Genomic DNA, 25,200 nt, shown 5'->3' on the forward strand with positions numbered 1-25,200 from the left:
ACTCCCCTACTCCCCTAACCCGGGAGTACCCTATGCTCGGACGCCTCAACCATGTCGCGCTTGCGGTGCCGGATCTGGCCGCGGCTGCGGCGGTCTATCGCGATACGCTTGGCGCGCGCGTGACCGCGCCGCAGGCGCTGCCGGAGCATGGCGTTACGGTGGCGTTCGTCGACGTCGGCAACACCAGGATCGAGTTGCTCGAGCCGCTCGGCGAAGCCTCGCCGATCGCCGCATTCCTCGCGAAGAATCCGTCCGGCGGCATGCACCATGTCTGCTATGAGGTGGACGACATTGTTGCGGCGCGCGACCGTCTCAAGGCCAGCGGCGCGCGCGTGCTGGGCGACGGCAATCCGAAGATCGGCGCACATGGCAAGCCGGTATTGTTTCTGCACCCCAAGGATTTCTTCGGCACGCTGGTCGAACTGGAGCAAGCATGAGTTGGGTTTCGTTTGTCGCCCTGTTCTTCGCCACATGGTGGGTGGTGTTGTTCGCCGTCCTGCCGTTCAGCATGCGGACGCAGGACGAGGATCGGGACGTGACGCTTGGCACGGTTCCGAGCGCACCGCGCGGACCGCACATGCTGCGCGCGGCGCTGCGCACGACGATCGTCACGCTGGTCCTCATGGGTATCTTCTACGGCATCACGAGAGGGCTTGGCCTCGGTATCGACGACATCCCGCACATCGTGCCGGATTTCAACCAGAGCCCAGCGCATTAGCCGGCTACCTACCGTGTCCGACTATCCCAGCCTAGCCGAGGCTCTGAAATCAAGCTGAGCCAGCAAGGTCAAGCCAAAGTAAAGGCCGGGGCGGGTTTGGGCTGACGCAACGTCATGTAGTTTGGTAATCTGTCGTGCTAACCAGATGATTGCACAAAAAAAATGCAAGGCGCGAGGCCTTGCAATTTAAACGCGTCCGATCTGTTTCCGGTGTCCGGCGGCAGCGAGTTACCGCGCCTAGATCGCATCCTCCCAAGACTTTGACCGCGTAGGAGGGCAGATTTTTCTCCGCCCTCTCGGTTATGGGGGCACACTAGCCTAAGGCGGGTGAAAATGTCACGAAGAATTTTGCCCGGAAACAGGCAATCTCGTGCTGCAGTGCACAATAGTACGGCAGGCGTTGCTTGCGAAACGCCCAGCAAGCCGTGTGCGGCAATTGCGGCGTCTATGCAGCGCCTGGGCCGGGTTTCCATTCCGCCATGAAATGGCTATGAAGCCGGGGCAAGCAAGCCAGCGCTGCGCCGATTCCGGCGCCGCCATCCTCTCTCACGGACCAGTCCATGCGTTTGTCGCGCTATTTCCTGCCCATTCTCAAAGAAAATCCGCGCGAGGCCGAGATCGTCTCGCATCGGCTGATGCTGCGTGCCGGCATGATCCGCCAGCAGGGGCAGGGCAGCTTTTCCTGGCTGCCGCTCGGCAAGCGGGTGCTGGACAAGGTCTGCCGGATTATCCGCGAGGAGCAGAATCGCGCCGGCGCGCTCGAGATCCTGATGCCGACCATCCAATCGGCCGAGCTGTGGCGCGAAAGTGGCCGCTATGAAGACTACGGCAAGGAGATGCTGCGCATCAAGGACCGGCAAGACCGCGATATGCTCTACGGGCCGACCAACGAGGAGATGGTCACCGAGATCTTCCGCTCCTACGTCAAGTCCTACAAGGACCTGCCGCTCAACCTCTATCACATCCAGTGGAAGTTTCGCGACGAGGTGCGCCCGCGCTTCGGCGTCATGCGTTCGCGCGAATTCCTGATGAAGGACGCCTACTCCTTCGACCTCGATTATGAAGGCGCCAAGGCCGCCTACAACCGCATGTTCGTGTCCTATCTCAGGACGTTTACGCGCATGGGTCTGCAGGCCATCCCGATGCGCGCCGACACCGGGCCGATCGGCGGCGACCTCAGCCATGAGTTCATCATCCTGGCCGACACCGGCGAGAGCCAGGTGTTTTGCCATCGCGACTATCTCTCGCTTGAGGTGCCGGGGGCGGATACCGACTTTTCGAACGACGCCGAGATCGCCGAGATCGTCAAGACGTGGACGACGCCCTATGCCGCCACCGACGAGATGCATGACGAGGCGGCATGGGAGAAGGTGCCGACCGGCGACCGGGTCTCGGCGCGCGGCATCGAGGTTGGGCATATCTTCCATTTCGGCGACAAATACTCCAAGCCGATGGGCGCCAAGGTGACAGGCCCGGACGGCAAGGATCATTTTGTCTCTGGCGGTTCCTACGGCATCGGCCCGTCGCGGCTGGTCGCGGCGATCATCGAGGCCAGCCATGACGACAACGGCATCATCTGGCCGGAGGCGGTGGCACCGTTCGATGTCGGCCTGATCAACATGAAGGCTGGCGATGCCGAATGCGACCGCGTCTGCGGCGAGCTGAATGCCGCCTTTGCCGCCGCCGGCAAGGAGGTGCTCTACGACGACACCGACCAGCGGCCGGGCGGCAAGTTCGCCACCGCCGACCTGATCGGGCTCCCGTGGCAGGTGATCGTCGGGCCGCGTGGTGTCGCCGCCGGCGAGATCGAAATCAAGAACCGCAGGACCGGCGAGCGCGAGACGCTGCCGATCAGCGACGTGAAAAAGCGTTTCGGTGCCGCCGTATGAGTGAAGCGGCAGCAGCCAAACCTTCGGCGGCAGGACCCTTTTCCGGCTTCGAGCGCATGGTGGCGTGGCGCTATCTGCGCTCGCGCCGCAAGGAGACGGTGATCTCGGTGATCGCCTCGATCTCCTTCCTCGGCATCATGCTGGGCGTTGCCACGCTGATCGTCGTCATGGCGGTCATGAACGGCTTTCGTGCCGAACTGCTGACGCGCATCCTTGGCGTCAACGGGCACCTGATCGTGCAGCCGCTCGACATGCCGCTGGAGGACTATGACCAGGTCGCCGGCCGCATCAACGGCGTGCCCGGCGTTAAATACGCCATTCCGCTGATCGACGGGCAGGTGCTGGCGCAAGGCAATGTCGGCGGCGGCACCGGCGCGCTGGTGCGCGGCATACGCGGCGAGGATCTCGGCAAGATCACCATCGTCGCCAACAACATCAAGGCGGGCTCGATCGTCGGCTTCGACACCGGCGAGGGCGTCGCCATCGGCAGCCGCATGGCCGAGAATCTCGGCCTTGTGCTCGGCGATACCATCACGCTGATCTCGCCCGAGGGCGACGTCACGCCGCTCGGCACGACGCCGCGCATGAAAGGCTATCCGATAACCGCGATCTTCGAGGTCGGCATGTCGGAATATGACAGCTCCATCGTCTACATGCCGTTTTCGGAAGCGCAGCTTTATTTCAACATGGACGGCAGGGCGCAGACGATCGAGATCTACGCCGACAATCCCGACAATATCGACGCGCTGAAGCCGAAGGTCGAAGAGGCGGCGCAACGGCCGATCACCCTCGTCGATTGGCGGGAGCGTAACAAGACGTTCTTCGACGCGCTGCAGGTCGAGCGCAACGTCATGTTCATGATCCTGACGCTGATCGTGTTGGTGGCGGCGCTCAACATCATTTCGGGCCTGATCATGCTGGTGAAGGACAAGGGCCACGACATCGCCATCCTGCGCACCATGGGCGCCACGCGCGGCGCCATCCTGCGTATCTTCCTGATGACCGGGGCTGCGATCGGCGTTGTCGGAACCATCGCCGGCGTGCTGCTCGGCATCGTGATCTGCCTCAACGTCGAGCGCATCCGCCAGTTCTTCTCCTGGCTGGCCAACGAGCGGCTGTTCAATCCCGAGCTTTATTTCCTAAGCCAGCTGCCGGCCCGCATGGATGCCAGCGAGACGATCTCGGTCGTTCTCATGGCTTTGGCGCTGTCGTTCCTGGCGACACTGTTTCCGGCATGGCGCGCGGCCAGGCTCGATCCGGTGGAAGCGCTGAGGTACGAATGATGGCCGAGGCCATTATCGAGCTGAAGAGCGTCGAGCGGCACTATGTGCAGGGGCCGCGCAAGCTGACCATCCTGAACGGCGCCGATTTTTCGCTGAAGCGTGGCGAGATGGTGGCGCTTGTGGCGCCGTCGGGCACCGGCAAGTCGACGCTGCTCCACACCGCCGGGCTGCTGGAGCGACCGGACGCCGGCGACGTGATCCTGGCGGGGCGCGCCTGCGGCCGGCTTTCCGACGACGAACGCACGGCGATCCGCCGCAACGATGTCGGCTTCGTCTACCAGTTCCATCATTTGTTGCCTGAGTTTTCTGCGCTGGAAAACATCATGATGCCGCAGCTGATAAAAGGGCTGCCGCGCAAGGAGGCGGCCGAGCGGGCGGCGCAATTGCTCGACTATATGCAGATCGGCAAGCGGGCACAGCATCGCCCCTCCGAGCTCTCCGGCGGCGAGCAGCAGCGGGTCGCCATTGCGCGTGCCGTCGCCAATGCGCCGCTGGTGCTTTTGGCCGACGAGCCGACCGGCAATCTCGACCCGGTGACCGCTTCCTATGTGTTCGAGGCGCTGGCAGCACTGGTCCGGCAATCGGGCCTGGCGGCGCTCATCGCCACCCACAATCACGAGCTCGCCTCGCGCATGGACCGCCGCGTGACGCTGGCCGACGGCAAGGTTGTGCCGCTTTAGGGTGCGCTGCAATTGAGGCGATGACGGCCCGCGAGCTGCCGTGCGCCGTCCCGCCGCTTTCGCGCGCCTGTCGGCCCCGAAACGCTCGGCATCTCCTTCTCAACCCTTTCTTAACCCTGTCGAAATGACCGAGCGCAGTTCCGGTGACGCCCGGACTGCGGTCGTTGACATTCGAACAAAATTAGAACAAAATACGAACATACTAACAACAGGAGAGAGTTATGACCGATCTTGTTCAGGATGTCGTCTCGCTGGTGTGCATGAGCACGTTCCTCATTTCCATGGCAATCTGGATCGGCGCGATGTGAGGATTGAGCTCAAGGGCGGGCTCGATGCTGATGAGCGAGGGCCGCCTTCGCATATTGGCGCAGGCATTGGGCGAGTGTTTCAGCCGGCCTTGCGGGACACTTCGACAGGCGACACCGCGGCGGGCCCGAACACGTCCTCGAAAGCGGATTTCAGCGCCAGGTCGAGGTCGGCCATGGTCACGGGAAGGCCGAGGTCGACAAGGCTGGTGACGCCGTGATCCTGGACGCCGCACGGCACGATGCCGCTGAAATGGCTAAGGTCCGGCTCGACATTGATGGCGATGCCGTGAAAGCTCACCCAGCGCCTCAGCCTGATGCCGATGGCGGCGATCTTGTCCTCGGCCGCCGAGCCGTCGGGCAAAGCGGGGCGGTCCGGCCGAACCACCCAGACGCCGACGCGGTCCTCGCGGCGTTCGCCGCGTACGTTGAAGGCGGCCAGCGAGCCGATGATCCATTGTTCGAGTGCGGCGACGAAGGCGCGGACATCCTCGCGCCGCCGCTTCAGGTCGAGCATGACGTAGGCGACGCGCTGGCCCGGCCCATGATAGGTGTATTCGCCGCCACGCCCGGCGGCAAAGACCGGGAAACGGTCCGGCTCGATCAGGTCCTCGATGCGGGCGCTGGTGCCGGCGGTGTAGAGCGGCGGGTGCTCGACCAGCCAGACCATCTCGCCGGCGGCGCCGCTGCGGATTGCCTCGGCGCGCGCCTCCATCACGGCGAGCGCATTGGGATAGGCGGTGAGCCCGGGCTCGATGCGCCATTCGACCGGCGCCGAGCCGGGCAAGGGCAGGAACGACGTGGCGATCTGGCTGCGTTCTGTCATGATATCTCGTCTCGCCACTCATATGGCGGCAATCGGTACAAACGTCCAGTTCCGGCACGTTCGGCCCTTGAAGAGTTATGCCGATGTCCGGCCGATTATTGCTGGCCGCGCACTTGTTTCACCGGAAACGATTTGCTACACGCCGCGGGCCGGTTGGTTCCGGCTCCTACCACGTGCGGTCGTGGCGGAATTGGTAGACGCGCAGCGTTGAGGTCGCTGTGGGGCAACCCGTGGAAGTTCGAGTCTTCTCGACCGCACCATCAAATTCGTGAACTTGGCCCTCTAAGCCATTGAAACTCCAGTCCGGCAGAGCACCCGTTGATGAGGGCGCTTGGCGTTCTTGCCGAAATGCGATACAATTTGGGATACAAACTGAGATACATCGCGAGTTTGGCCCATGCGAAAAGAGGCCGTCGCAGAGCCCGCCAGAGACCCGGATCGCTACCTCGTCCAGCGCGACGGAATTTTCTATTATCATCGGCGAATGCCCGCCAAGATGGTCGGCATCGACGATCGCGGCAGGTTCATTCGCAAGGCCCTGGGAACGGACGAACGCCGCCTCGCACGTGCCATGCGCGACAAGCTCGAAGACGCGGACAAGACCCTGTGGGCGGTGCTTCTTTGCGGCGGCGAGACAAGGTCAGCACTCGATCAGTATCGCGACGCCGTTCGCCGGGCTGAAGCCATGGGCGTTTCCTACCTTTCAAATGGACAGGTGGCAGGCTTTCAGAATGTCGATTCAATTTTAAAGCGTGTCGAGGCGCTGGAGCGCGTTCAAGCGGCCCCCGCGGTCGCCGACGCCCTCCTCGGCGGGGTGCAGGTGCCGCCGGTCAAAGTCTCCAAAGCTTTTGATCTCTACGCCGATGAGATCATGGCCCATGAAGTCGCGGGTAAGAGCCAGTCGCAGCGCCGAATGTGGAAGAAGGTAAAGCAGAGAGCCGTAAACAATTTCGTTGCCCTGGTTGGTGACAAGCCGATCGGCGACGTCACGCGTGAAGACGGACTGACCTTCTACCGGTTCTGGCTCAAGCGCATCGCGCCGCCGCCAGACATCGGAGCCGCGACACATTCGGCGTCTGCCGGCAATCGAGACCTCGGCAACATGCGGGATCTCTACAGGCGTTATTTCGCTCATTTGGGCGAGGAACAAAAAGGCACCCCATTCGATGACCTCCGCTTTTCGGAGCGTGGCAAGCGCCGTCGTAAACGGCCGTCATTCGAACCCAAATGGATGACCGATCAGATCATGAGGCCGGGCGCTTTAGCATCCCTGGATGCTCAAGCGCGTCGCTGCGTTCTGGCGCTGATCGAGACAGGCACACGCCCAAGCGAGATATGCAATCTTGATGAGACTTGATCTTCCTTGACACGCCGGTTCCGTATATTCGCATTTACCCCACGAGAGGACGCCGATGATCCGCGCGAGATCAAGACCGAATGGTCAGTGCGAGATGTACCGCTGGTAGGCGTCGCGCTGGAAGTTTTTAAGAAAAATCCGCAGGGCTTTCCGCGCTACCGCAATCGTGAAGAGGCGCTTTCTGCAAACCTCAATAAATTCTAAAACACTCAAACTTTTCCCGACACCGAAGCACAAGATTTATTCCCTCCGGCACAGTTTCGAGGATCGTATGAAGGAGGCAGGTATCGACAGCGAGCTTCGCAAAATCTTGATGGGCCATACGATAGAGCGTGTAGAGTATGGTACGGGCGGATCGTTGCAATGGCGACGAGACGAACTCAAAAAAATTGCTTTGCCTTTCGATCCCGAGATCGTTTGAGCCGTTCCTGGACGCGCAGCATTGCGCCCATCTCTGCAATCAATTTCTTCTTCTCCCGTTCAAGACGCTCGTAAATCGGGAGATACGCTCGGCCTTTGTTGCCAGCCTTGTGGATAGCTAGGGCGAGCGTATCCAGAGCGCGGTCAATTCTGTCTAAGGTCACGGGCTCAGGAACAGTGCTTACCTGTGGCAGAACACAGGTCATTGTCTGTCCCGTCTGTTTCCTGTTCGGCGATGACACAGACGAGATAATGGCAGCAGGCGCAGGTGAGAAAAGCGGTTTGCCTCCCGCATCGTGCAGCGGCGATACTTCGACGTAGAAATCGGAAAACACGCTTGCGGCAACTCTGCACTGTCAGATGCAGCTAGCCACATCCGGCCACATGAATTGCTGAGCGGACTCAGACGGGTCGATGCCCTTGAACCGGACACGAGACCGAATCGATCCGCAGGCTGTCGGCGGGCCGGAATGCCTCATCCGATCCGACCAAACCGATCGGAGGACGCAGGCAATGCCGGATTTGGTGGGCTATAATTACCTGAGGAGAGGCAATCAGCTGATCCGGATCAGTGCGTGGGAGCGCGAGTATCTCGGGAGGTCGCTTATGATTACCTTATCATTAGCATTCCTCGATATTGCGGCACCTTTGGGGTGAGTTTGACAAGCTTCACACGGCGATCGCTTGGCAGGAAATCGGTTATGAGATTCGTGTCGGTTCAATGATGGGCGGGACCAACTGCGCCGAAAGCGAACAAATTCGAATACTTAATGTAAAGTCTTGGGTCATGCTGTCCGAATGCAGTACCGTGCGGGCGATCAGCCAACGATTGGCGAAATTTTGAACAGGCTACCATTACCGATGGCCTAGACACCGTTTTCGTCCTTCGTTGCCGCAAGAAAGGTATCGCCAACCGCCGGATCAATCCGATCAGCCTGTGGCAACGCGCAACGGCTCCAATGCTCAGCGTTTCGGGGGGCTGAAGAGGTTGACGACTGCCGCACCCGGAGCAGTTCGACGTATTTCCTTATTTCGCTTGGCCCGCTGAAATGCAGCCGCATCTTTAGAAGGAACGAACCGTCTGGCAGGACGGCGCAAGCAATTGATGGCAACGCCGTCGAGTGGATGGAGAAAGTCAGCGACAAACGATACCGCCGCTGAACGTTACCGGTCCGCAGCGTCTCGCACTTGGCTGCCAACTCACCCCAGCCAATACCTCGGCCCCGGCCCCTTGCGTCCTGCCATATCGGTAGGGTTTGCAAGGCTACACCGGTCGATCGACAGGCAGCCGCAACCGATGCACTCGGTAAGCCCCGACCTCAGGCGCTGCAACTCGGCGATGCGCTGGTCGATGCGCTTGGTCCACTGGCCCGACAACCGCGACCAATCCCGACGCGACGGCACGCGATCGGCTGGCAACTTGGCGAGCTCGGCGCCGATCTCCTCGAGCGTCAGCCCAATTCGCTGCGCGAAGACGATGAAGGCGATCCGGCGCAGCACGGATCGCGGATAGCGTCTGTGTCCCGAGCCGGCCCGCTCGGACGCGATCAGCCCGCGCTCCTCGTAGAAGCGCAGGGCCGATGAGGCGACGCCGCTACGCCGCGACACGTCGGCGATGGTCAGCATGGAATCCATGCATGAACGAAAGCACGATTCCCGCTTGACTTCAAGTTAACTTGAACTTGTAGAAGGCGCCATAAAGCTTGAAGGAGCACCGGCAATGCAGTCGAATATTGATCTTCAGGGACTTCGCGTGGCGGTTACGGGCGGCACCTCCGGGCTCGGAATGGCGCTTGTGCGGCAGCTGACCGCGCAGGGTGCGTGCGTGGCCTTCGTCGCTCGCACCGCCGCGAATGTCGAACGCATCGCTGACGAGACGGGCGCGCACGGCATTGTCGGCGACGTCGGCAAGAAGGAGGACACCTACTCGATCGCGCTACAGGTAACTGCGAGCCTCGGCGGGCTCGACGTCCTGATCAACAATGCCTCGAGCCTCGGCCCTGTCCCTCTGGCGCTCCTCGCCGATACTGAGTGCGAGGAACTGGAAGTGGCGCTCGCGGTCAACCTGGTCGGCGCGTTCCGGCTGACGAAGGCCCTGTTCGGTGCACTTGCCGCGTCCGCACGCGGGGGCCGTGGCGCGCTGGTGATCAACATCTCCAGCGATGCGGCGGTGAACGCCTATCCCGGCTGGGGCGCCTACGGCACGAGCAAGGCTGCTCTTGCTCATCTGACGGCGATTTGGGACGAGGAGGCGAAGGCTGACGGCATACGGCTCTTCGCGCTAGACCCCGGTGATATGGACACCCCATTGCACGCGCTGGCGCTTCCTGACGCCGATCCGTCTACATTGAAACGCCCCGAGCTGTCCGCTGCCGAGATCATCGAAAAGATGCTCGACGCGTTGCAGGTCCGTGCTACGCTTCACGCCGGGGCAAATACATGATTGCCGCCGACCGTCCCGACCGGCGCGCTGCCAGGCTGTTGGTCCTCGAGGCGGACGGCACGACGCGCGACCTGCCGCGCGCTGGAATCAAGACGCTATTCGGTCCCGGCGATCTGGTCGTCGCCAATGACGCCGCGACCTTGCCTGCCAGCTTGCACGGCACGCATGTCCCGAGCGACGAGGCGATCGAGATCCGCCTGGCAGGCTGGCAGTCGTTTCCCGATCCAACCCGTTTCTTGGCGATTGCCTTCGGTGCAGGCGATCACGGCACGCGCACTGAAGACCGGCCGCCTCCGCCTCCGCTGTCACCAGGCGATCGACTCCGGCTCGGCCCGCTTAACGCCGTCGTAGAGCGCCTTCTCGACCATCCTCGCCTTCTTGAGCTGCGTTTGCCAGGCAACCGCGCAGCGGTGCTTGCAGCACTGGCGCAGCACGGCCGACCGATCCAATACGCGCATGTTCGTGAGCCGTTGGCACTGTGGGATGTCTGGACGAATATTGCCGCCGAGCCGGCCGCGTTCGAGGCGCCATCGGCAGGCTTCGCGCTCGACTGGCGTACGCTCCAGGTCTGGCGTCGGCGCGACGTTGGCTTCGCAACGCTCACGCATGCCGCCGGCGTTTCTTCCACCGGCGATCCCGCACTCGATTCGCGTCTTCCCTTCGACGAGCCCTACCGCATTCCCGAGCGCACCGCAGCGCAGGTCGTGCGGGCGAAGCTCCGCGGCAGCCGCATCATCGCGATCGGCACGAGCGTAGTGCGCGCCCTTGAGGCAGCCGCCAATTCCGATGGCGGTGTGCGTGCCGGAAAAGGCATTGCGACAGGGCGCATCGCGCGCGGCACGCCGCTTCGCGTGGTCGATGCGATTTTTACAGGCGTCCACCAGCCCGGCGAAAGCCATTTCGAACTCCTGCGCGCCTTTGCCGACGATGCTCTGCTCGCCAAGGCCTCCACAGCCTTTGCCGCCTACCGCTACCGCGCGCATGAATTCGGCGATTCCATGCTGCTTAATCGCCAACCGCCGCTTCTATCGCGCGAACAAAATCGGGGCGAGGGGCTCGAGACGAAGGCTTTACTCGAGGTGTGCCATGATGTCGGCAGGATCGGTGGTATTTCGTGCTCGGCGCGCAAGGAAGTCGGAGCTATGTTACAGCGGACCAAATTCGGCATTTGACCCAAAGTCGAAGTTCCGAAGCCCTCACATTGGGTCCGCATTGCGGGCGAAGCGGACAACATGGCTTGCCGGGCGTCAATGCTTCGATACGTGCCACGGCAGGCAGAGCCTAGCAGGGTCCCAAGAATCGCAGGATTTCGGCCGCGAGCGCATCCGGTGCTTCCTCAGCCATGTGGTGACCACAGTCCAGGCCCTTCCCCTGCAGTCTCGCCGCCGTCCACGGTCGCCAAACTTCGAGAACATCGCCGTAAAGCTGCTCAAGGTCATCACGCAGCGACCACAGAACCATCATTCAATACGGCGGCCCGCCTCTCGGTCTTCCGCGTCGTGCAGACGGTCTATCGTGATACCTGCCCTATAATCTTCTATCATTCCGTGAATGACCCGCGGATCGTGAACGGCCGCGCTGTAATCGGCACAGGCCTCTGGGCCCATCTGTTCGGCGGAGCCACCATGCCAAGCATCGGGATCGGCATTGATAGCGCGCTCCGGCTTCTCTTGCTGGGCGAAGAAGAACCAATGCCACCACGCGGTTGCAAAGCGTGTATCACATCGTTCAAGCGCTTCGAGGATAGGAACGCCATCGAGCACGATGAGATGTGTCACCGCGGAGGGATGATCCATAGCAGTCCGAAAGGCGGTGTGGCTTCCCCGATCGTGCCCGGCGATTGCGAAGCGATCAAATCCAAGGTGCTGCATCAGGGCGATGTCAACGTTAGCATTGCTAATTGCCGTAGGTTCGGCGCATTTATCAAATGCACTGTCAATCGCCAATTGGCCTAATTGGTCAATCAAGTGTCTGCGCTAACCATATGACAGTTCGCGGTGCTTAGCGTCGTTCGACGCATTGAGTTCGTCATTGCGGACAATGCAGTGTTCGTTCGCTAGTGCGGCTAGCGCCATCGGCTAGTGTTTGTTCGTACGCGTCGTATTGGCCTGTCTAGCGTCAATGAAATTGGCGCGTAGTGTTTCTCGTATTCGCCGTTCAGTTGCCGCACGTACTGCGCGCCTGTGTTTGCGCTTGCCGTCGAATGACAGGAGCGTGTCACCATAAAACGCAACACGGTTTGCGGAGCGCTATAGAGTAAGCAGCAACAAAGGATGCCGCTTATGACACTTCTCCAGATCGCTTATCTCTGCCTCGCCGCGGGCGCGTTCATTGCCTTCGTTGGCTACCTCATCGCGTTCTTCGGTATGGGAGGGCACTGAACCGCAGCGCGATCTTTCCGGATTTCGGAAAAGGATTTGTCGTGCGTGACAAAGGATTTGTCACCCATGACAAAAAATCTTCGATAAATGGCTAGGTCATCGTCCAACGGAGCGACCTCGATGACCCTGCTTCAAATCGCTTACGCAATGCTCGCCGTCTTGTATATTGTGCCGTGGTGGCGTTGGCGGTAGGACATTCAGATGTCGCAAGATAACGAAGACGAAGCAATTCCCAAGTCTTCGTCGGCTACTGCCGCGATCGTGCAGTTCATTGAACGGGTAGGAAGGCCCTTCGTACCCGACGTCGTGAAGAGCTGGGCGTCGCGCCCGACTATCACCGAACGACCGAAAGAGAACAGGTGGCATCTGGCGAGACAGTCGGATGGTACATTCCTCCTTCAACTGCAAAACGATTGGTGGCTGACTAACAACAGCGACCGTCCTCTGCGTATGGTGGGGGTGGAAATCGACCGACCACGTGTCAAGGGCGATCTCATTGTGGATGGGCCGAGGGCGCACGATGGCGAACCTGTCATCCCGCCAAAGGCGACGGTCCCGATTTCCACGCACTTCATGGTCCCCACTAGGAAGCATCACCTGAAGGCCACGAAACGCTACGATTTCACATTCGTCGATCACAACGGGCATCGGACGCGAAAACGGGGCATCGAATACAAGCCCGAGCGCCAACGCGTCAAGACGACGAAACTCAACTCCGATTGCAGAGATCGCTGACCAAGACGAGAAGGCTCTGGCGTCGCTCCTGAAAGAGGAGATTGGGCGCTATGCGCGGCACGGTCGCCAGCATGGCGGGCTGGGGACCATTTCGGCAGTAAAGGGGAACGCGAAGATAAAGTCGATCTACCAGGATTGGTGGGCGTCCGACCGCGTTTCCGAGCGGCAGGACATCGTGGTCGAGAGCGGGCCGAAGATCGTCTTTGAGATTGGCGATGCGATCGTTGAGTACGCCTCAAAGCTTCCCGAAGATCGCTTGGCGAAGTTCCCGTCACTTTTGCTGGACCGCCTCGATAGGGATCGCGAGTATTACGGCGTGTCTTACCTCATCGTATACGCGTTGTGGCGGCTCAACCGGCTCGAAGACGCGCTCCAAACGGTATACGAGCGCTATGAATTCAAGCCTGCTCTCGTCGACAACATATTCCGGCGCTCGTACGTGAACCGGGTGCTCGAAAGGAACCAGCAGTACGGCTACAGCGACGTACTCGGGCTGCTGAATGGCATGCTGAGATACGAGCATCTGCATCTAGTAGAACGCGAGCTGGAGAAGATCGAATGGCTTGCTATGAATACGAGCGAGCACCCATTCCAGATCGCGCAAAAAATCACCTCGATTCGGGCGCTGCGAATAGCAAACCGTGAATGAAGGCTATGCGCGGTGAGCTCATTACGGTGGCGCTGTGGGGGCATTGAGCGATGACTGACGAGAGAGTTTTGCTGACCAAATGGTTCGGCTCTTTGAAGAGCCTGTTGCGGCGATTGGGATGCTGCTCTACGGCGCCTATCTTTACATGAGCAGGAGCAGTTTCCGCCAAGAGATGAACGCGGGCGTATCGAAACCGGACTAGGGCTGCTACAACCATTCAAGTGGAAGCGAAGCGGATCGAGGGACAGAGAGAAGTCGCACGCTGGTGTGCAAAATCGCGCCTTAGCGTAGAAAAGGCTTTGGCCCCGGGCTGAGCGAAACTGCGAAGCATGAGCTGCCGATCCCTTTCCAATCTACAAATCTACGCCACAGCCTACCATCAAGATCCGCAAGCGTGACCGCGAGCGCGCGGAGCGCGTCCTCTTGGCCGGTGGGCCGAAACCGTCACTCAAGAAAAACGGGCGATCGCACTCGCATGGGAGCGACAAGTGTGCGAACACGCGATCTCACGGACATCGGAATTCCGGCTGCTATCTGGCCCGGATGTGTGACGAGGGCCTGCTCATCAAGATCGGCTATGGCATCTATCGCGCCACAAATCGGAAGGCGGCATAATCGGATCTTGGCTAATCTCCGGAGAATGGCAACGTTTGCAGCGGTTCGATCGCTCGAATGGAAGCTATGGCGAGAAATCGGCGACGCGGCCAGGACATCCATGTCGATTTCAATGATGGACTGGACGGACTGTCCGGAAAAGCTAATAAAAATCAAAGCTTAAGGGGGTTTAAGTTGGCGATGCAGTACCAAATGCAGTACCGCTGAAGCGCAGCCGATGATGTTTTCAGGGTCGTAGGACGGACTTGCCGTTGCGAACGTCGGCGCGACAGGGCACTTACGGAGCCCGTGGTCGCAGAGGTTGCCCGAATGCACATTCGAGACCGGCTGAATCCCAGTCCGCGAGGTCTGCGGCGGCGCGATATGTGCTCTCCAGGACGACCATGAGGCTTGGTTCCGGATCGGTAACTCTGCGGATCGCATACGGCAGCAGGAATTCTCCAAGTCGTAGTGGGCGGCGTCGGCAAAGATCTTCGCCGCCGCGAAGCCTTTTGGTCGGGCGGTGGAGCGGTCGACTTTCCGGCCTTCTATTCCTACGCCTGTCCGAAACCGCTGCTCCTCTGACGCTTCTCCTTCGCACGGAGCTGTCGCAGCCCTCTTGGTGCGCGGACGCGCGGTGCGCACACAACTTGTGGCCCGATAACAGACCCGATAACAGACCCGATAACAGAGTTGACAACTCTCTGCTGGTCAAAAACCTTCAAAGACGCCATCATGCAACAAAAATTGCAAGGATGTGCATCGTGGACGAGAAGGTCGAGGCTCCCAAGGACTATGAGGATCTCATCCGCGTGATACACGACCGGTATGATGGGATGAGCAAGTCGTACCAGAAGATTGCGTTGTACCTCACCCAAAATCCGAATGACGTCGCGGTGCGATCGGTGAACTCGATCGGGGAAGGCAGCGGCGTTCACGCGTCCAGCTTCGTCCGATTTGCCCAAGCATTGGGGTATGAAGGGTTCAAGGACCTGCAGAGCCTCTTCCAGAAACGATTGTCCACCGCGGCTCCCGGCTTCGAAGCCCGCGTCAAGGCGTTGGAGAAGGAACTGGGGGAGCGGACAGATCGCAGCGAGATGGGATTGATGCACGACCTGGTCGTCCGTGACATCGCGTCCCTGAAAGAGATGCTCACCGATCTTCAACCCGAGGATCTGGCAGAAGCCGTTAGCCTGCTCGAGAAGGCCGACGTCATCTATCTGATGGGACAACTTCGCTCGGCACCGGTCGTCGAACTCCTTCGCTATATACTGACCATGCTAGGTAAGCGCTGCGTGCTCCTGGATCCGGGCGGCGGACTGGCCACGCATATGGCCCGCGCGATGCGGAAGACGGACCTGCTGTTTGCGGTGTCGTTCCGCTTCTATGCGAACGAGGTCGTCAATGTTGTGGAAGAAGCCGTGGGGAGAGGTGTACCCATCGTGGCGATCTCGGACAGCACGCTGTCTCCATTGGCCAAGAGCGCGCGCGTTCTGTTCGCCGTACCGGAGCACGAATACACTTTCTCGCGCTCGCTGGCGGCTCCTATGTGTCTTGCGCAGGCTTTGACCGTGGCCTTGGCGGCCAGGCTTCAGAACAACGCAGTCGATCCCCGCATTCCAACGGTTACCGAGCGGTAGGGACTGCGAACCGCGAAACCTGGCCTCATTGCAGCATTTTCGGACCGCCGGCCGTCGATTCTCAATCAGTGTCGGAAGGCGAGAGCGCCATCGCCTTTTCAGGCACGGCCATGGGGCCGGATGCGGCACCGAGGACTGTCTGGTCGTAATCCACCACCGCACCTGTCATGAGCCCGGCATCGTCCGAAACGAGGAAGTTGACGGTGCGGGCGGCCTCGGCCGGATCGACCAGCCGGCCGAAGGGCAGGTTCGCAACGGCTTTCGCTTCCCAATTGGGATCGCCCGTCTCACTCGCCTGCAATTCTCGCTCGTTATCAGACGCCATCCAGCCGACATCCAGCTGGTTGACGCGGATGCGGTTCTTCATGACGGAAAACGCCGTGTTGCGGGTCAGCGTCGCCAGCGCCGCCTTAGTGGCACAGTAAACGTTGATGAAAGGCTGGCCGGCATGTTCCGAGATCGAGCCGATGTTGCAGATGGCGCCTTCAAGGCCGTCGCGGATCATGCGGCGGATGGCCTCCTGCATCAGGAAGTAGGGTCCGCGCACGTTGACGGCGAACAGGGCGTCGAAAAGTTCGGGCGAGGTATCGAGGATGGTGCCACGGTCCGTGCGGGCACCGGCGTTCACCAGCACATGTATCTTGCCATAAACGCGCTCGGCCTCCGCCATCACGCTTCGGCAATCCTCGACTTTGCCGAGATCGGCCTTGACAAAGTGGACAGACACGCCGGTGTCGTGCGTGATCGCCTCGGCCGCGGCACGGCCCTTCGCCTCGTTGCGGCCGAGAGTGACAAGACCGGCAGCGCCGGCTTCCGCCAGCCGGCGCGCAATGGCCGCTCCCAACCCCTGCGTTGAACCCGTGACAACGCAGACCTTTCCATCCATGCGATTCATACTTCAGCTCTCCACAGTGTAGCCAGCCGCGGCCATGACGCGCCGCAATTCCTTATGCCCGATCTTCGCCATTTCGAGTGGCGGACTTTTGACGGGATCCTGCTCGGCTTCAACGACGAACCAGCCTTCGTAACCGTAGGAGGCCAGCCGCTTCACGATCGCCTCGAAGTCGAGCGAGCCGTCACCGGGTACGGTGAAGGCGCCCTTTACCACTGCGTCGAGAAAACTTTCCCGGCTGCGGTCGAGCCCGTCCACGACCGCTTGGCGGATGTCCTTGGTGTGTACATGCGAAATGCGGGCGTGGTGCTTGTCCACCACCCGCAGCACGTCGCCGCCGGCAAAGGCCATATGGCCGGCATCGTAGAGCAGGGGCAGACCCTCGCCGGAATGCTTCATCAGCAGATCGACGTCCTGTTCGCTTTCGATCGGCGCGGCCATGTGGTGGTGGTAGCAAATCGGCATGCCCTGATCCGCGCACCATTCGCCGAAAGTGGTGAGCTTACGGCCGTAGGCCTTGATCTGATCGTCGTCGAGACGCGGGCGCATAGCCAGCGGCGTTCCGCGGTCGCCCTGAATGGTGCGACCCGTCTCGCCATAGACGATGCAGGGCGCGTTGGTCGCCTTGAACAACTCCATCTGCGCGGCGATGCGGTCCTTCTCTTCATCGATATTGCCGACCAGCAAGCGGCCGGAGAACCAGCCGCCACAGACGCTCATGGCATGCTGCCTCAGGATGGGCTCAAGCACCGCCGCGTCCATCGGGAAGCGGCGGCCAGTCTCCATGCCGGTGAAGCCGGCCTCACGGGCCTGCCGCAGGCACTCCTCCAGCGAGACGTCGTCGCTCAGTTCGGGAAGGTCGTCGTTCCACCAGGCGATCGGCGCGATGCCAAGCTTGGCTCTCATCGTCATCTCCAATCATGATTTTCGAATGCTGCTGGCTGCCTGCGCAGCGACAAAAAACTGCCGGAACAAAGCTCAGGGAGTTTTGCATCGTTCCGGCAGGGGACGCCCCCGCGCGCCCGAACGGTTCAGACACCCACGCGCTGCTTCTTGCGACCTTCGGTTTGCGCGGCATGCGCGTCGCGGACCTGCTGGCGCCCGCTGATCTCGGGCACGCCGACGTCCCACCATGCATCCCCGGGCGTCCAGCTGAAGGCGTCGGAGACGATGGTAATGACGGTGGTTCGGTCGGTGGTCTTCGCCCATTCGATCGCTTGGCCGAGATCGGCAAGGCTTTCGACACGCCGCGCCAGCGCGCCCATGGCTTCCGCGTGCTTGGCGAAGTCGACCGAGAACGGCTCCTTGACCCGGCAGTCCTTGATAAGGTTATTGAAGGAGGCGCCGCCCTTGGCGTTCTGCAGCCGATTGATCACCGCATAGCCGCCATTGTCGCATACCACGAGAATCATCTTGTGGCCGGCGAGCACCGACGAATAGATGTCGGAGTTCATCATCATGTAGGTGCCGTCGCCGATCATGACGATCGGCGTGCGGGTAGGGTCGGCCATGGCCGCGCCCCAGCCGGCAGAGATTTCATAACCCATGCAGGAGAAGCCGAACTCGCAGTCGAAAGTGTTGGGTTCCTTCACCCGCCAGTTCTTCATCACCTCGCCGGGCAGTCCGCCGGCCGCGGTGATCAGCAGGTCACGCTCGCCCGCCTTGGCGTTCACCACGCCTACGACCTGCGCATAGGTCGGGACCGGCTCGTTGGTCGGCTTCTGGAAGCCGTCAAGCATCGTGTTCCACTTGGCGAACTCGATGCGACCCTTGTCTGTCCAGGCCCTCTCCGCTTTCCAGTCGCCGAGGGCACCTTCGAGTTCGCTCACCGTCTCCAGCGCGTCGCCGACGACGGCGAGCGCCCGGTGCTTGGTGGCATCCCAGCGTGCGGCATTGATCGAGACGAACTTTGCGTCGGCCGAGAAGGCGCTCCAGGATCCGGTGGTGAAGTCCATGAGCCGTGTGCCGACGGCGATGATCACGTCGGCTTCCGCCGCCAGCGCGTTGGCGGAGGTTGAGCCGACGATGCCGATCGGTCCGACATGCGCGGGGTGGTCGTGCGTAACCGTGCCTTTGCCGGCAATCGTCTCCGCGAGCGGGATCCCATGCCTTTTGGCGAAATCGCCAAGAACCTTCTCGGCACCCGAATAACGCACGCCACCACCCGAGATGATCAGCGGCCGCTTTGCGCCTTTGAGGAGGCGCGTCGCTTCGGCGAGCCGGCTGCGATCGGGCCGGGGGCGCGGCACCTCATTCACCGTCTGTTCGAAGAAGGCTTCGGGATAATCCCAGGCGATCTCCTGCACATCCTGCGGCAAAGCGATGAAGGCAGGCCCGCAATCGGCCGGATCAAGCAGCACCGCAACCGCCTGCGGCAACGACGAGATGATCTGCTCGGGATGGACGATGCGGTCCCAGTAGCGCGTGACCGCCTTAAAGGCGTCATTGACGTTGATGGTCGGGTCGCCGAAGTGCTCGACCTGCTGCATGACCGGATCGGGCCGGCGACTGACGAAGGTGTCGCCTGAGAGCATCAGCACCGGCAGCCGGTTCGAATGGGCGACACCCGCCGCCGTCACCATGTTCAGCGCACCCGGACCGATCGAGGTCGCCGCAACCATGATCTGGCGCCGGCGCTTCGCCTTTGCAAAGCCGATCGCTGCAAGCGCCATCGACTGCTCATTCTGGCCGCGCCAGGTCGGCAGCACGTGCTTCACCGCCTCGAGTGCTTCAGAAAGGCACGTCACGTTGCCGTGCCCGAAGATGGCGAAGACTCCCGGAAAAAGCGGAACTTTCTCGCCGTCGACGACCGTGAACTGGTTGCACAGATAGCGCACGAGCGCCTGTGCCATGGTCAGACGGACGGTGGCCCTGGTCATCTTTGTCTCCTCCCTAACGACGGTCTTTCCAAATCTATACGGAATGCCCATTGACAAATCAATATGTTTGCAACGATCATTGCAAAAATTCAAACCGGGAGGACTTCTTGCTCAGGATAGCTGTGCTCGGCTGCGGTCGGATTGGCAGGATGCATGCGGCAAACATCGCCGCACATCCTCGTGCGGAACTAGCCACCGTCTATGACATCGACGAATCGTCCGCGGAGACTGTCGCGGCGCGGCACGGCGTTCGCGCTTCGGGATCCGCGGACGAGGTATTTGCCTCGGCAGATGTAGATGCGGTCCTTGTCGCGACGGTGACTGACACGCATGCCGACTACATCGAAAAGGCGGTGGCCGCTGGCAAACCCGTGCTCTGCGAGAAGCCGATCGATCTTAGCCTGGAAAGGGTGAACCGTTGCGCCGAAGCAATTTTGTCCAAGGGCGTGCCGGTCCAGATCGGCTTCAACCGACGTTTCGACCCCGGTCATCGTGCGGCGTGGAACGCCGTACGATCCGGCGAGATCGGCGACCTGCACCAGGTTATTATCACCTCGCGTGATCCGGGCATGCCGCCCCGTTCCTACTACGAGGTCGCGGGCGGGCTTTTTCGCGACATGACGATCCACGATTTCGACCTGGCCCGCTTCATGGTGGGAGAGGAGCCGGAGGAGGTGTTCGCCATCGGTGGCCGGCTGATCGACCCGGCCATGATGGCGGAGCTGAACGACTACGACAGCGTCATGGTCGTGATGCGGACCAAAAGCGGCAAGCAGTGCCACATCAACAACTCCCGAACCTCCACTTATGGCTACGACCAGCGCGTCGAATTGCTGGGCAGCACCGGCATGGTGATCAGCGGCAACAGGAAGCCTCACGAACTGCGCCGCTACTCGGTCGCGCAAACCGAAGCCGCCGGGCCTTATCTCGACTTCTTCATCGAGCGATACCGCGAGGCGTTCGATGCCGAGATCGACGCCTTCGTCACCTGCGTCGAGAAGGGCGAGCCGCCGCTGGTCGGTTTTGAGGACGGGCGCCGCGCCCTGATCCTGGCTGAGGCGGCGATGAAATCGGCGGTCGAAGGCCGCTTCGTGAAGGTCAGCGAGATCGGATAAGCCATGTACGCGAACTACGGACTGTTCATCGACGGGAAGTGGCGCAAGGCATCCGACGGCGGGACGGCGCCGGTGACGAGCCCGGTGACGGAAAAGCCGCTGGGCGAGGCTCCGGTCGCCACCCGCGCGGACACGGAAGAGGCGCTGGTTAGCGCCGCCCGTGGGTTTTCCGCATGGAAATCCAAGGGTGGTTTTGAGCGCGCGTCCGCCCTGCATGCTATCGCGGACGAGATGATCCGCCGCAAGGACGAAGCCGCGCGGATGATCTCCAGCGAGACCGGCAAACCTATTGCCCAGTCCGAGCGCGAATGGGGGCTGGCGGTCGATCAGTTCCGCTGGTACGCCGAGGAGGCCCGCCGGATCTATGGGCGCGTCATCGAATCGCGCGTGCCCGGCGGTCGTTTCGAAGTTCTGCACGAGCCTGTCGGGATCGCAGCCGCCTTCACCGCCTGGAACTTTCCGGCGGCACTGGTCGCCCGCAAGGTGGCGCCGGCGCTTGGCGCTGGCTGCTCGACCATCGTCCGGCCGTCAAGTCAGACGCCCGGGACGGCGATGCTGATGGTCGACTGCATCCGCGCCTGCAATCTTCCTGCCGGCACCGTCAGCCTGGTCGTTGGGCCCACGAGCACGACCTATGCGCCGATCATGGCTTCGCCGGCGGTGCGCAAGGTGTCCCTCACCGGCTCGACCCGCGTCGGCCAGCAGATGATCCGCGATGCTGCCGACACGGTGAAGAAGGTGTCTATGGAGCTTGGCGGCAACGCGCCCCTGATCGTCTTCGACGACGCCGATCTGGATGCCGCGCTCAACGTCTCCGTGCCGACCAAATACGCCAATTCCGGCCAGGTCTGCGTCACACCGGATCGTTTCTTGGTCCACGAAAGCCTGCACGACGCCTTCGTCGAGGGCTTTGTGCAACGCGCCAAAGCGTTGAAACTGGGCGACGGGCTCGACCCATCCGTGCAGATGGGCCCGCTCATCAATGCCGGCCGGCTTTCCGAGATCGAAGACATCGTGTCCGACGCTATGAAAGCCGGTGCGAAGCTCGTCGCCGGTGGCCATCGGGTTGCGGCGTTCAATGCCGGCCATTTTCATGAGCCCACGGTCCTGACCGATGTTGCCGACGACATGAGGGTCTTTGCCGAGGAGAATTTCGGGCCGATCGCGGCGATCACCCGGTTTTCCTCGGATGAGGAGGCGCTCGAGCGGGCGAATGCTTCGCCAATGGGATTGTCGGCCTATGCCTTCACGTCGAGCCCGAAGCGTGCGCGCCGCACGGTAGCCGAGCTGAAGGCAGGCATGGTGGGCATCAACAGCTTCGCTCTCGCCGCATCGGAAGCGCCGTTCGGCGGCACGAAATATTCCGGAATGGGTCGCGAAGGCGGCAGCGAAGGTATCGGTGACTACCTCGACACCAAGCTTGCGCAGATTGTGTTCTGAGGAGGCCGCCTTGATCAAGAACGAGCTCAAGCAGATCTGGGCCGAAGGGCGGCCCACGATCAATGGCTGGCTTTCGATCGGCAGTCCATTCACCGCCGAGATCATGGCCGCGCAGGGCTATGACAGCGTGAGCATCGATGTCCAGCACGGCGCGCTCGACTATTCGATGCTGCTTCCGATGTTCCAGGCGATGCGTGCATCCAGGGTGGTGCCCATGGCGCGCGTGCCGTGGCTGGAGCCGGGCATCATCATGAAGGTGCTGGATGCCGGCGCCTATGGCGTGATCTGTCCCATGATCAACACGCCGGAACAGGCGGCTCAGCTCGTCAGCTACCTGCGCTATCCGCCGGCCGGCCAGCGCAGTTTTGGGCCGACGCGTGCCAACTTCTCGGCGGGTGCCAACTACGCGGCCGAAGCCAATGACGAGATCCTGGCTTTCGCCATGGTCGAGACCGCCGAGGCGATGCGCAATCTCGATGCGATCGCCGCAACGCCAGGGCTCGACGGCATCTATGTCGGTCCCGCAGACCTGACCTTCAGCCTGCACCAGGGGCGTCTCGCGCCGTCCTTCGATCGCGAGGAGCCTGACATGATCGCCGCTCTGCGGACGATCGTTGCAGCCTGCAAGAGGAACGGCAAACGCGCCGCGCTCCATTGCGGCACGGCCGACTACGCCGCACGTGCCATCGAATGGGGTTTCGACATGACCACCGTGTCAGGCGACTCCCGCCTGCTCGCAGCAGCGGCCCAGGCGTGTGTTGCCCGCTTTCGCGAATTGACCGGCGCGAAGCCCGCCTCTCTTGAAGCCGGCAAGGGAGGCTATTGATGCCGCACGTTCTGGTCGCCGGAAAACTTCATCCGAGCGGCATCGAACTTCTCGATGCGTCGCCCGGCGTCACCTACGACTATGTCGAAGATGTCTCCGAACCAAGCTACGCACCTCTGATCGGCAAGGCCGATGGCCTCGTCATTCGCACCCAGCCCTTGTCGGCTCCGACCGTCGCACGCGCCGAGAGGTTGAAGATCGTCTCGCGCCATGGCGTCGGCTACGACGCTGTGGATCTATCCTCCCTCAATCGGCGCGGGATCGCTCTCGCGATCGTCGGCGATGTGAACTCGGTGTCGGTGGCCGAGCACGCCATGATGCTGTTGCTGGCGGCAACCAAGCGGCTGATCCGAGCGGATCGTTCGGTGCGCGGTAACGAATGGGGTTGGCGCAACCGGCTGGAGCCAAGCGAACTCTCGGGCAAGCGGCTTCTGATCCTCGGGTTCGGCCGGATCGGCCGCCACCTGGCGCGCATGGCGGCGGCATTCGGCATGGACGTGCGTGCCTATGATCCATTCCTTGAGAGGCAAGGCTGGCCGGAGGGGCCGGTCGCGCCGGTGAGCGATTTGCAAACGGGACTCGCCTGGGCCGATGCGATCTCCGTCAACGTACCCAAAGCCGAGCGCCCGGTGATCGGCCCCGTGGAACTCTCGGCGATGAAACCGACTGCTGTTCTCATCAACACAGCGCGGGGCGGCATCGTCGACGAGGCGGCGCTGATCGCGGCGCTGCGAGCGGGGCGCATCGCAGCGGCCGGTATCGACGTCTTCGACGATGAACCACCCGCCGCGGACCATCCGCTCTTCGGCTTCGACCAGGTGATTCTGACGCCGCACATTGCCGGGCTCACCGCCGAGTGCGGCGAGCGCATGGCAATCTCGTCCGTGCAGAACGTGCTCGATTTTTTCGCCGGGCGGATCGACTCAGCGCTGGTGGTAAACGGAGCCGAGTTGAATGGCCGGTGAAAAACCTCAACTCAGAATCGGCCTGATCGGCACCGGCTTCATGGGCAAGACCCATGTGTTCGGCTTTGCTGCCGCACAACGTGTCTTCGATCTTCCCTACGAACTGGTGCTCCACACGGTTGCGGACAGAACCGAGGACCTCGCCGCGCAGGCGGCGCAGGCCTTGGGGTTCGCGCGGGCGAGCGGGGACTGGAGGCGTCTGGTCGAGGACCCGGAGATCGATATGATCGATATCACGGCGCCGAACGGCTTCCACAAGGAGATGGCGCTCGCCGCCATTGCCGCCGGCAAGCACGTCTATTGCGAGAAGCCGCTGGCGCCCCTTGCGGCGGATGCCCGACGGATGGCCGAGGCGGCGGAAGCGGCCGGCGTCAGGACGCAGGTCGGGTTCAATTATCTCTGCAACCCGCTGCTCGCGCTGGCGCGGCAGATGATCCGCGCGGGCGAGTTGGGCGAGATCCGCAGCTATCGCGGCATTCACGCCGAGGACTACATGGCGGATGCGGAAAGCCCATTTACCTTCCGGCACGATCGTGTCGGCGGTGGCGCATTGGCGGATCTGGGCAGCCATGCTCTGGCCACGGCGGAGTTTCTGCTTGGCTCGGTGGAACGGGTCCTCGGCGATTCCGTCACCGTCATAGCGAGCCGTCCGGATGGCCGAGGCGGGCGCCGGACCATCGAGGTCGACGACATCGGTCGCGCATTTCTGCGTTTTGCCAATGGTGCATCCGGCAGCATCGAAGCGAGCTGGGTCGCCACCGGCCGCAAGATGCAGCACGATTTCGAGGTTTATGGCACCAAGGGGGCGCTCGTCTTCAGCCAGGAGCGCTTCAACGAGCTGCATTTCTACAGCACGGCCGATCCCGGCGGCCGGCGTGGCTTTCGGCGCATCGAGGCCGGTCCGGATCACGATCCCTATGGACTCTTCTGCGTCGCACCAGGCCATCAGCTCGGCTTCAACGATCTGAAGGCTATCGAGATTGCGCGGTTCGTCGATGCGATCGCCGGGAAGCGAGACGAGTCTTTCGGCTTCCGGGCCGGCCAACGCATCCAGGAACTCGTGGAGGCAAATTCAGGGCTCGGCCCGGGAGAGCAAGTGGCTGCGAACAGACTGATGCGAGGGAGAGTTGGTCGCCGCCCCGCATGCGTCTGAAATAAACGTT

At 61.8% G+C, this 25,200-nt stretch carries 24 protein-coding genes, 1 tRNA gene and 1 pseudogene; 18 read left to right on the forward strand and 8 right to left on the reverse strand.

Annotation, left to right across the window (positions count from 1 at the left end; genetic code table 11):
- Positions 1–32 precede the first annotated feature (32 nt).
- The 5 genes from mce (at position 33) to NKI18_RS04910 (ending at position 4,570) form a co-directional block, all read left to right on the forward strand.
- Positions 33–437 carry a methylmalonyl-CoA epimerase gene (gene mce / locus NKI18_RS04890; protein WP_352617453.1) on the forward strand — a complete coding sequence of 135 codons (405 nt, stop codon included), beginning with the start codon at positions 33–35 and terminating at the stop codon, positions 435–437.
- A complete protein-coding gene (locus NKI18_RS04895; RefSeq protein WP_023676613.1) occupies positions 434–718 on the forward strand; it encodes a DUF1467 family protein in 285 nt (94 codons plus the stop codon). Before mce ends, NKI18_RS04895 begins: the two co-directional genes overlap by 4 nt.
- A gap of 560 nt (positions 719–1,278) precedes the next feature.
- Positions 1,279–2,607 (forward strand): proline--tRNA ligase, encoded by a 1,329-nt coding sequence (gene proS, locus NKI18_RS04900; protein ID WP_352617457.1) that lies wholly within the window; start codon positions 1,279–1,281, stop codon positions 2,605–2,607.
- Positions 2,604–3,890 carry a lipoprotein-releasing ABC transporter permease subunit gene (locus NKI18_RS04905; protein WP_352458234.1) on the forward strand — a complete coding sequence of 429 codons (1,287 nt, stop codon included), beginning with the start codon at positions 2,604–2,606 and terminating at the stop codon, positions 3,888–3,890. Before proS ends, NKI18_RS04905 begins: the two co-directional genes overlap by 4 nt.
- A complete protein-coding gene (locus NKI18_RS04910; RefSeq protein ID WP_254818120.1) occupies positions 3,887–4,570 on the forward strand; it encodes an ABC transporter ATP-binding protein in 684 nt (227 codons plus the stop codon). The genes NKI18_RS04905 and NKI18_RS04910 overlap by 4 nt, the downstream gene beginning before the upstream one ends.
- Positions 4,571–4,957: 387 nt before the next feature.
- Here NKI18_RS04910 and lipB read toward each other — a convergent pair whose 3' ends face one another.
- Positions 4,958–5,701, reverse strand: coding sequence for a lipoyl(octanoyl) transferase LipB (gene lipB, locus NKI18_RS04915; protein ID WP_352617461.1), 744 nt, complete (start codon positions 5,699–5,701; stop codon positions 4,958–4,960).
- A gap of 175 nt (positions 5,702–5,876) precedes the next feature.
- Here lipB and NKI18_RS04920 point away from each other — a divergent pair.
- The 3 genes from NKI18_RS04920 to NKI18_RS04930 all read left to right on the forward strand — a co-directional run bounded on the left by NKI18_RS04920 (position 5,877) and on the right by NKI18_RS04930 (position 7,262).
- Positions 5,877–5,961 (forward strand) — tRNA-Leu (locus NKI18_RS04920).
- 137 nt (positions 5,962–6,098) lie between these two features.
- Positions 6,099–7,058, forward strand: a complete 960-nt coding sequence (locus tag NKI18_RS04925; RefSeq protein WP_352617464.1) for a hypothetical protein — start codon at positions 6,099–6,101, stop codon at positions 7,056–7,058.
- Positions 7,059–7,064: 6 nt separating this feature from the next.
- Positions 7,065–7,262, forward strand: coding sequence for a hypothetical protein (locus tag NKI18_RS04930; RefSeq protein WP_352617467.1), 198 nt, complete (start codon positions 7,065–7,067; stop codon positions 7,260–7,262).
- Positions 7,263–7,438: 176 nt separating this feature from the next.
- On the opposite strand, the gene NKI18_RS04935 is transcribed toward NKI18_RS04930, so the two are convergent.
- Both NKI18_RS04935 and soxR read right to left on the reverse strand, forming a co-directional pair.
- A complete protein-coding gene (locus NKI18_RS04935; protein ID WP_352458232.1) occupies positions 7,439–7,813 on the reverse strand; it encodes a hypothetical protein in 375 nt (124 codons plus the stop codon).
- Positions 7,814–8,678: 865 nt separating this feature from the next.
- The gene (gene soxR, locus NKI18_RS04940) at positions 8,679–9,113 is read right to left on the reverse strand and encodes a redox-sensitive transcriptional activator SoxR (RefSeq protein ID WP_352617470.1); all 435 of its coding nucleotides are present in this window, start codon (positions 9,111–9,113) and stop codon (positions 8,679–8,681) included.
- Positions 9,114–9,198: 85 nt separating this feature from the next.
- Between soxR and NKI18_RS04945 the strand changes: the two genes are divergently transcribed.
- Both NKI18_RS04945 and NKI18_RS04950 read left to right on the forward strand, forming a co-directional pair.
- The gene (locus NKI18_RS04945) at positions 9,199–9,921 is read left to right on the forward strand and encodes an SDR family NAD(P)-dependent oxidoreductase (RefSeq protein WP_352617472.1); all 723 of its coding nucleotides are present in this window, start codon (positions 9,199–9,201) and stop codon (positions 9,919–9,921) included.
- Entirely contained in the window at positions 9,918–11,093 is a 1,176-nt protein-coding gene (locus NKI18_RS04950) for an S-adenosylmethionine:tRNA ribosyltransferase-isomerase (RefSeq protein WP_352617474.1), read from the forward strand. The genes NKI18_RS04945 and NKI18_RS04950 overlap by 4 nt, the downstream gene beginning before the upstream one ends.
- A 288-nt stretch (positions 11,094–11,381) precedes the next feature.
- On the opposite strand, the gene NKI18_RS04955 is transcribed toward NKI18_RS04950, so the two are convergent.
- A complete protein-coding gene (locus tag NKI18_RS04955) occupies positions 11,382–11,867 on the reverse strand; it encodes an alpha/beta fold hydrolase (protein ID WP_353019012.1) in 486 nt (161 codons plus the stop codon).
- Between the two features lie 636 nt (positions 11,868–12,503).
- On the opposite strand from NKI18_RS04955, the gene NKI18_RS04960 reads away from it, so the two are divergent.
- Together NKI18_RS04960 and NKI18_RS04965 are read left to right on the forward strand one after the other, a co-directional pair.
- Positions 12,504–13,037 (forward strand): hypothetical protein, encoded by a 534-nt coding sequence (locus NKI18_RS04960; protein WP_352617480.1) that lies wholly within the window; start codon positions 12,504–12,506, stop codon positions 13,035–13,037.
- A gap of 175 nt (positions 13,038–13,212) precedes the next feature.
- Positions 13,213–13,686 carry a hypothetical protein gene (locus tag NKI18_RS04965; protein WP_352617483.1) on the forward strand — a complete coding sequence of 158 codons (474 nt, stop codon included), beginning with the start codon at positions 13,213–13,215 and terminating at the stop codon, positions 13,684–13,686.
- An 892-nt stretch (positions 13,687–14,578) separates the two neighbouring features.
- Here NKI18_RS04965 and NKI18_RS04970 read toward each other — a convergent pair.
- Positions 14,579–14,686 (reverse strand): hypothetical protein, encoded by a 108-nt coding sequence (locus tag NKI18_RS04970; protein ID WP_245274694.1) that lies wholly within the window; start codon positions 14,684–14,686, stop codon positions 14,579–14,581.
- Positions 14,687–15,044: 358 nt separating this feature from the next.
- Between NKI18_RS04970 and NKI18_RS04975 the strand changes: the two genes are divergently transcribed.
- The gene (locus NKI18_RS04975; RefSeq protein WP_245274693.1) at positions 15,045–15,920 is read left to right on the forward strand and encodes a MurR/RpiR family transcriptional regulator; all 876 of its coding nucleotides are present in this window, start codon (positions 15,045–15,047) and stop codon (positions 15,918–15,920) included.
- Positions 15,921–15,981: 61 nt separating this feature from the next.
- Here the strand turns inward: NKI18_RS04975 and NKI18_RS04980 are convergent, their stop codons facing one another.
- The 3 genes from NKI18_RS04980 to iolD form a co-directional block, all read right to left on the reverse strand.
- Positions 15,982–16,815, reverse strand: coding sequence for an SDR family oxidoreductase (locus NKI18_RS04980; RefSeq protein WP_352617485.1), 834 nt, complete (start codon positions 16,813–16,815; stop codon positions 15,982–15,984).
- Positions 16,816–16,818: 3 nt separating this feature from the next.
- The gene (iolE, locus tag NKI18_RS04985; protein ID WP_352617487.1) at positions 16,819–17,718 is read right to left on the reverse strand and encodes a myo-inosose-2 dehydratase; all 900 of its coding nucleotides are present in this window, start codon (positions 17,716–17,718) and stop codon (positions 16,819–16,821) included.
- A 125-nt stretch (positions 17,719–17,843) separates the two neighbouring features.
- A complete protein-coding gene (iolD, locus tag NKI18_RS04990; RefSeq protein WP_352568989.1) occupies positions 17,844–19,691 on the reverse strand; it encodes a 3D-(3,5/4)-trihydroxycyclohexane-1,2-dione acylhydrolase (decyclizing) in 1,848 nt (615 codons plus the stop codon).
- 107 nt (positions 19,692–19,798) lie between these two features.
- On the opposite strand from iolD, the gene iolG reads away from it, so the two are divergent.
- The 5 genes and pseudogenes from iolG to NKI18_RS05015 all read left to right on the forward strand — a co-directional run bounded on the left by iolG (position 19,799) and on the right by NKI18_RS05015 (position 25,152).
- Complete coding sequence (gene iolG, locus NKI18_RS04995; RefSeq protein WP_352617490.1) at positions 19,799–20,806, forward strand: inositol 2-dehydrogenase; 1,008 nt, start codon at positions 19,799–19,801, stop codon at positions 20,804–20,806.
- Between the two features lie 3 nt (positions 20,807–20,809).
- Positions 20,810–22,246 (forward strand): NAD-dependent succinate-semialdehyde dehydrogenase, encoded by a 1,437-nt coding sequence (locus NKI18_RS05000; RefSeq protein ID WP_353019017.1) that lies wholly within the window; start codon positions 20,810–20,812, stop codon positions 22,244–22,246.
- Positions 22,247–22,256: 10 nt separating this feature from the next.
- Positions 22,257–23,072 carry an HpcH/HpaI aldolase family protein gene (locus NKI18_RS05005; RefSeq protein ID WP_023676593.1) on the forward strand — a complete coding sequence of 272 codons (816 nt, stop codon included), beginning with the start codon at positions 22,257–22,259 and terminating at the stop codon, positions 23,070–23,072.
- Entirely contained in the window at positions 23,072–24,037 is a 966-nt protein-coding gene (locus NKI18_RS05010) for a hydroxyacid dehydrogenase (RefSeq protein ID WP_023676592.1), read from the forward strand. Before NKI18_RS05005 ends, NKI18_RS05010 begins: the two co-directional genes overlap by 1 nt.
- Positions 24,027–25,152: pseudogene (locus NKI18_RS05015) on the forward strand (Gfo/Idh/MocA family protein). Before NKI18_RS05010 ends, NKI18_RS05015 begins: the two are co-directional and overlap by 11 nt.
- Positions 25,153–25,200: the final 48 nt, after the last annotated feature.

The sequence above is a fragment of the Mesorhizobium sp. M0800 genome (assembly GCF_040320095.1).
GTDB lineage: Bacteria > Pseudomonadota > Alphaproteobacteria > Rhizobiales > Rhizobiaceae > Mesorhizobium.

Coding starts and splice junctions, on each gene's coding strand:
- mce (WP_352617453.1), top strand. CDS start 33: ATGCTCGGACGCCTCAACCATGTCGCGCTTGCGGTGCCGGATCTGGCC.
- NKI18_RS04895 (WP_023676613.1), top strand. CDS start 434: ATGAGTTGGGTTTCGTTTGTCGCCCTGTTCTTCGCCACATGGTGGGTG.
- proS (WP_352617457.1), top strand. CDS start 1,279: ATGCGTTTGTCGCGCTATTTCCTGCCCATTCTCAAAGAAAATCCGCGC.
- NKI18_RS04905 (WP_352458234.1), top strand. CDS start 2,604: ATGAGTGAAGCGGCAGCAGCCAAACCTTCGGCGGCAGGACCCTTTTCC.
- NKI18_RS04910 (WP_254818120.1), top strand. CDS start 3,887: ATGATGGCCGAGGCCATTATCGAGCTGAAGAGCGTCGAGCGGCACTAT.
- lipB (WP_352617461.1), bottom strand. CDS start 5,701: ATGACAGAACGCAGCCAGATCGCCACGTCGTTCCTGCCCTTGCCCGGC.
- NKI18_RS04925 (WP_352617464.1), top strand. CDS start 6,099: ATGCGAAAAGAGGCCGTCGCAGAGCCCGCCAGAGACCCGGATCGCTAC.
- soxR (WP_352617470.1), bottom strand. CDS start 9,113: ATGGATTCCATGCTGACCATCGCCGACGTGTCGCGGCGTAGCGGCGTC.
- NKI18_RS04945 (WP_352617472.1), top strand. CDS start 9,199: ATGCAGTCGAATATTGATCTTCAGGGACTTCGCGTGGCGGTTACGGGC.
- NKI18_RS04950 (WP_352617474.1), top strand. CDS start 9,918: ATGATTGCCGCCGACCGTCCCGACCGGCGCGCTGCCAGGCTGTTGGTC.
- NKI18_RS04960 (WP_352617480.1), top strand. CDS start 12,504: ATGTCGCAAGATAACGAAGACGAAGCAATTCCCAAGTCTTCGTCGGCT.
- NKI18_RS04970 (WP_245274694.1), bottom strand. CDS start 14,686: ATGGTCGTCCTGGAGAGCACATATCGCGCCGCCGCAGACCTCGCGGAC.
- NKI18_RS04980 (WP_352617485.1), bottom strand. CDS start 16,815: ATGAATCGCATGGATGGAAAGGTCTGCGTTGTCACGGGTTCAACGCAG.
- iolE (WP_352617487.1), bottom strand. CDS start 17,718: ATGAGAGCCAAGCTTGGCATCGCGCCGATCGCCTGGTGGAACGACGAC.
- iolD (WP_352568989.1), bottom strand. CDS start 19,691: ATGACCAGGGCCACCGTCCGTCTGACCATGGCACAGGCGCTCGTGCGC.
- NKI18_RS05000 (WP_353019017.1), top strand. CDS start 20,810: ATGTACGCGAACTACGGACTGTTCATCGACGGGAAGTGGCGCAAGGCA.
- NKI18_RS05010 (WP_023676592.1), top strand. CDS start 23,072: ATGCCGCACGTTCTGGTCGCCGGAAAACTTCATCCGAGCGGCATCGAA.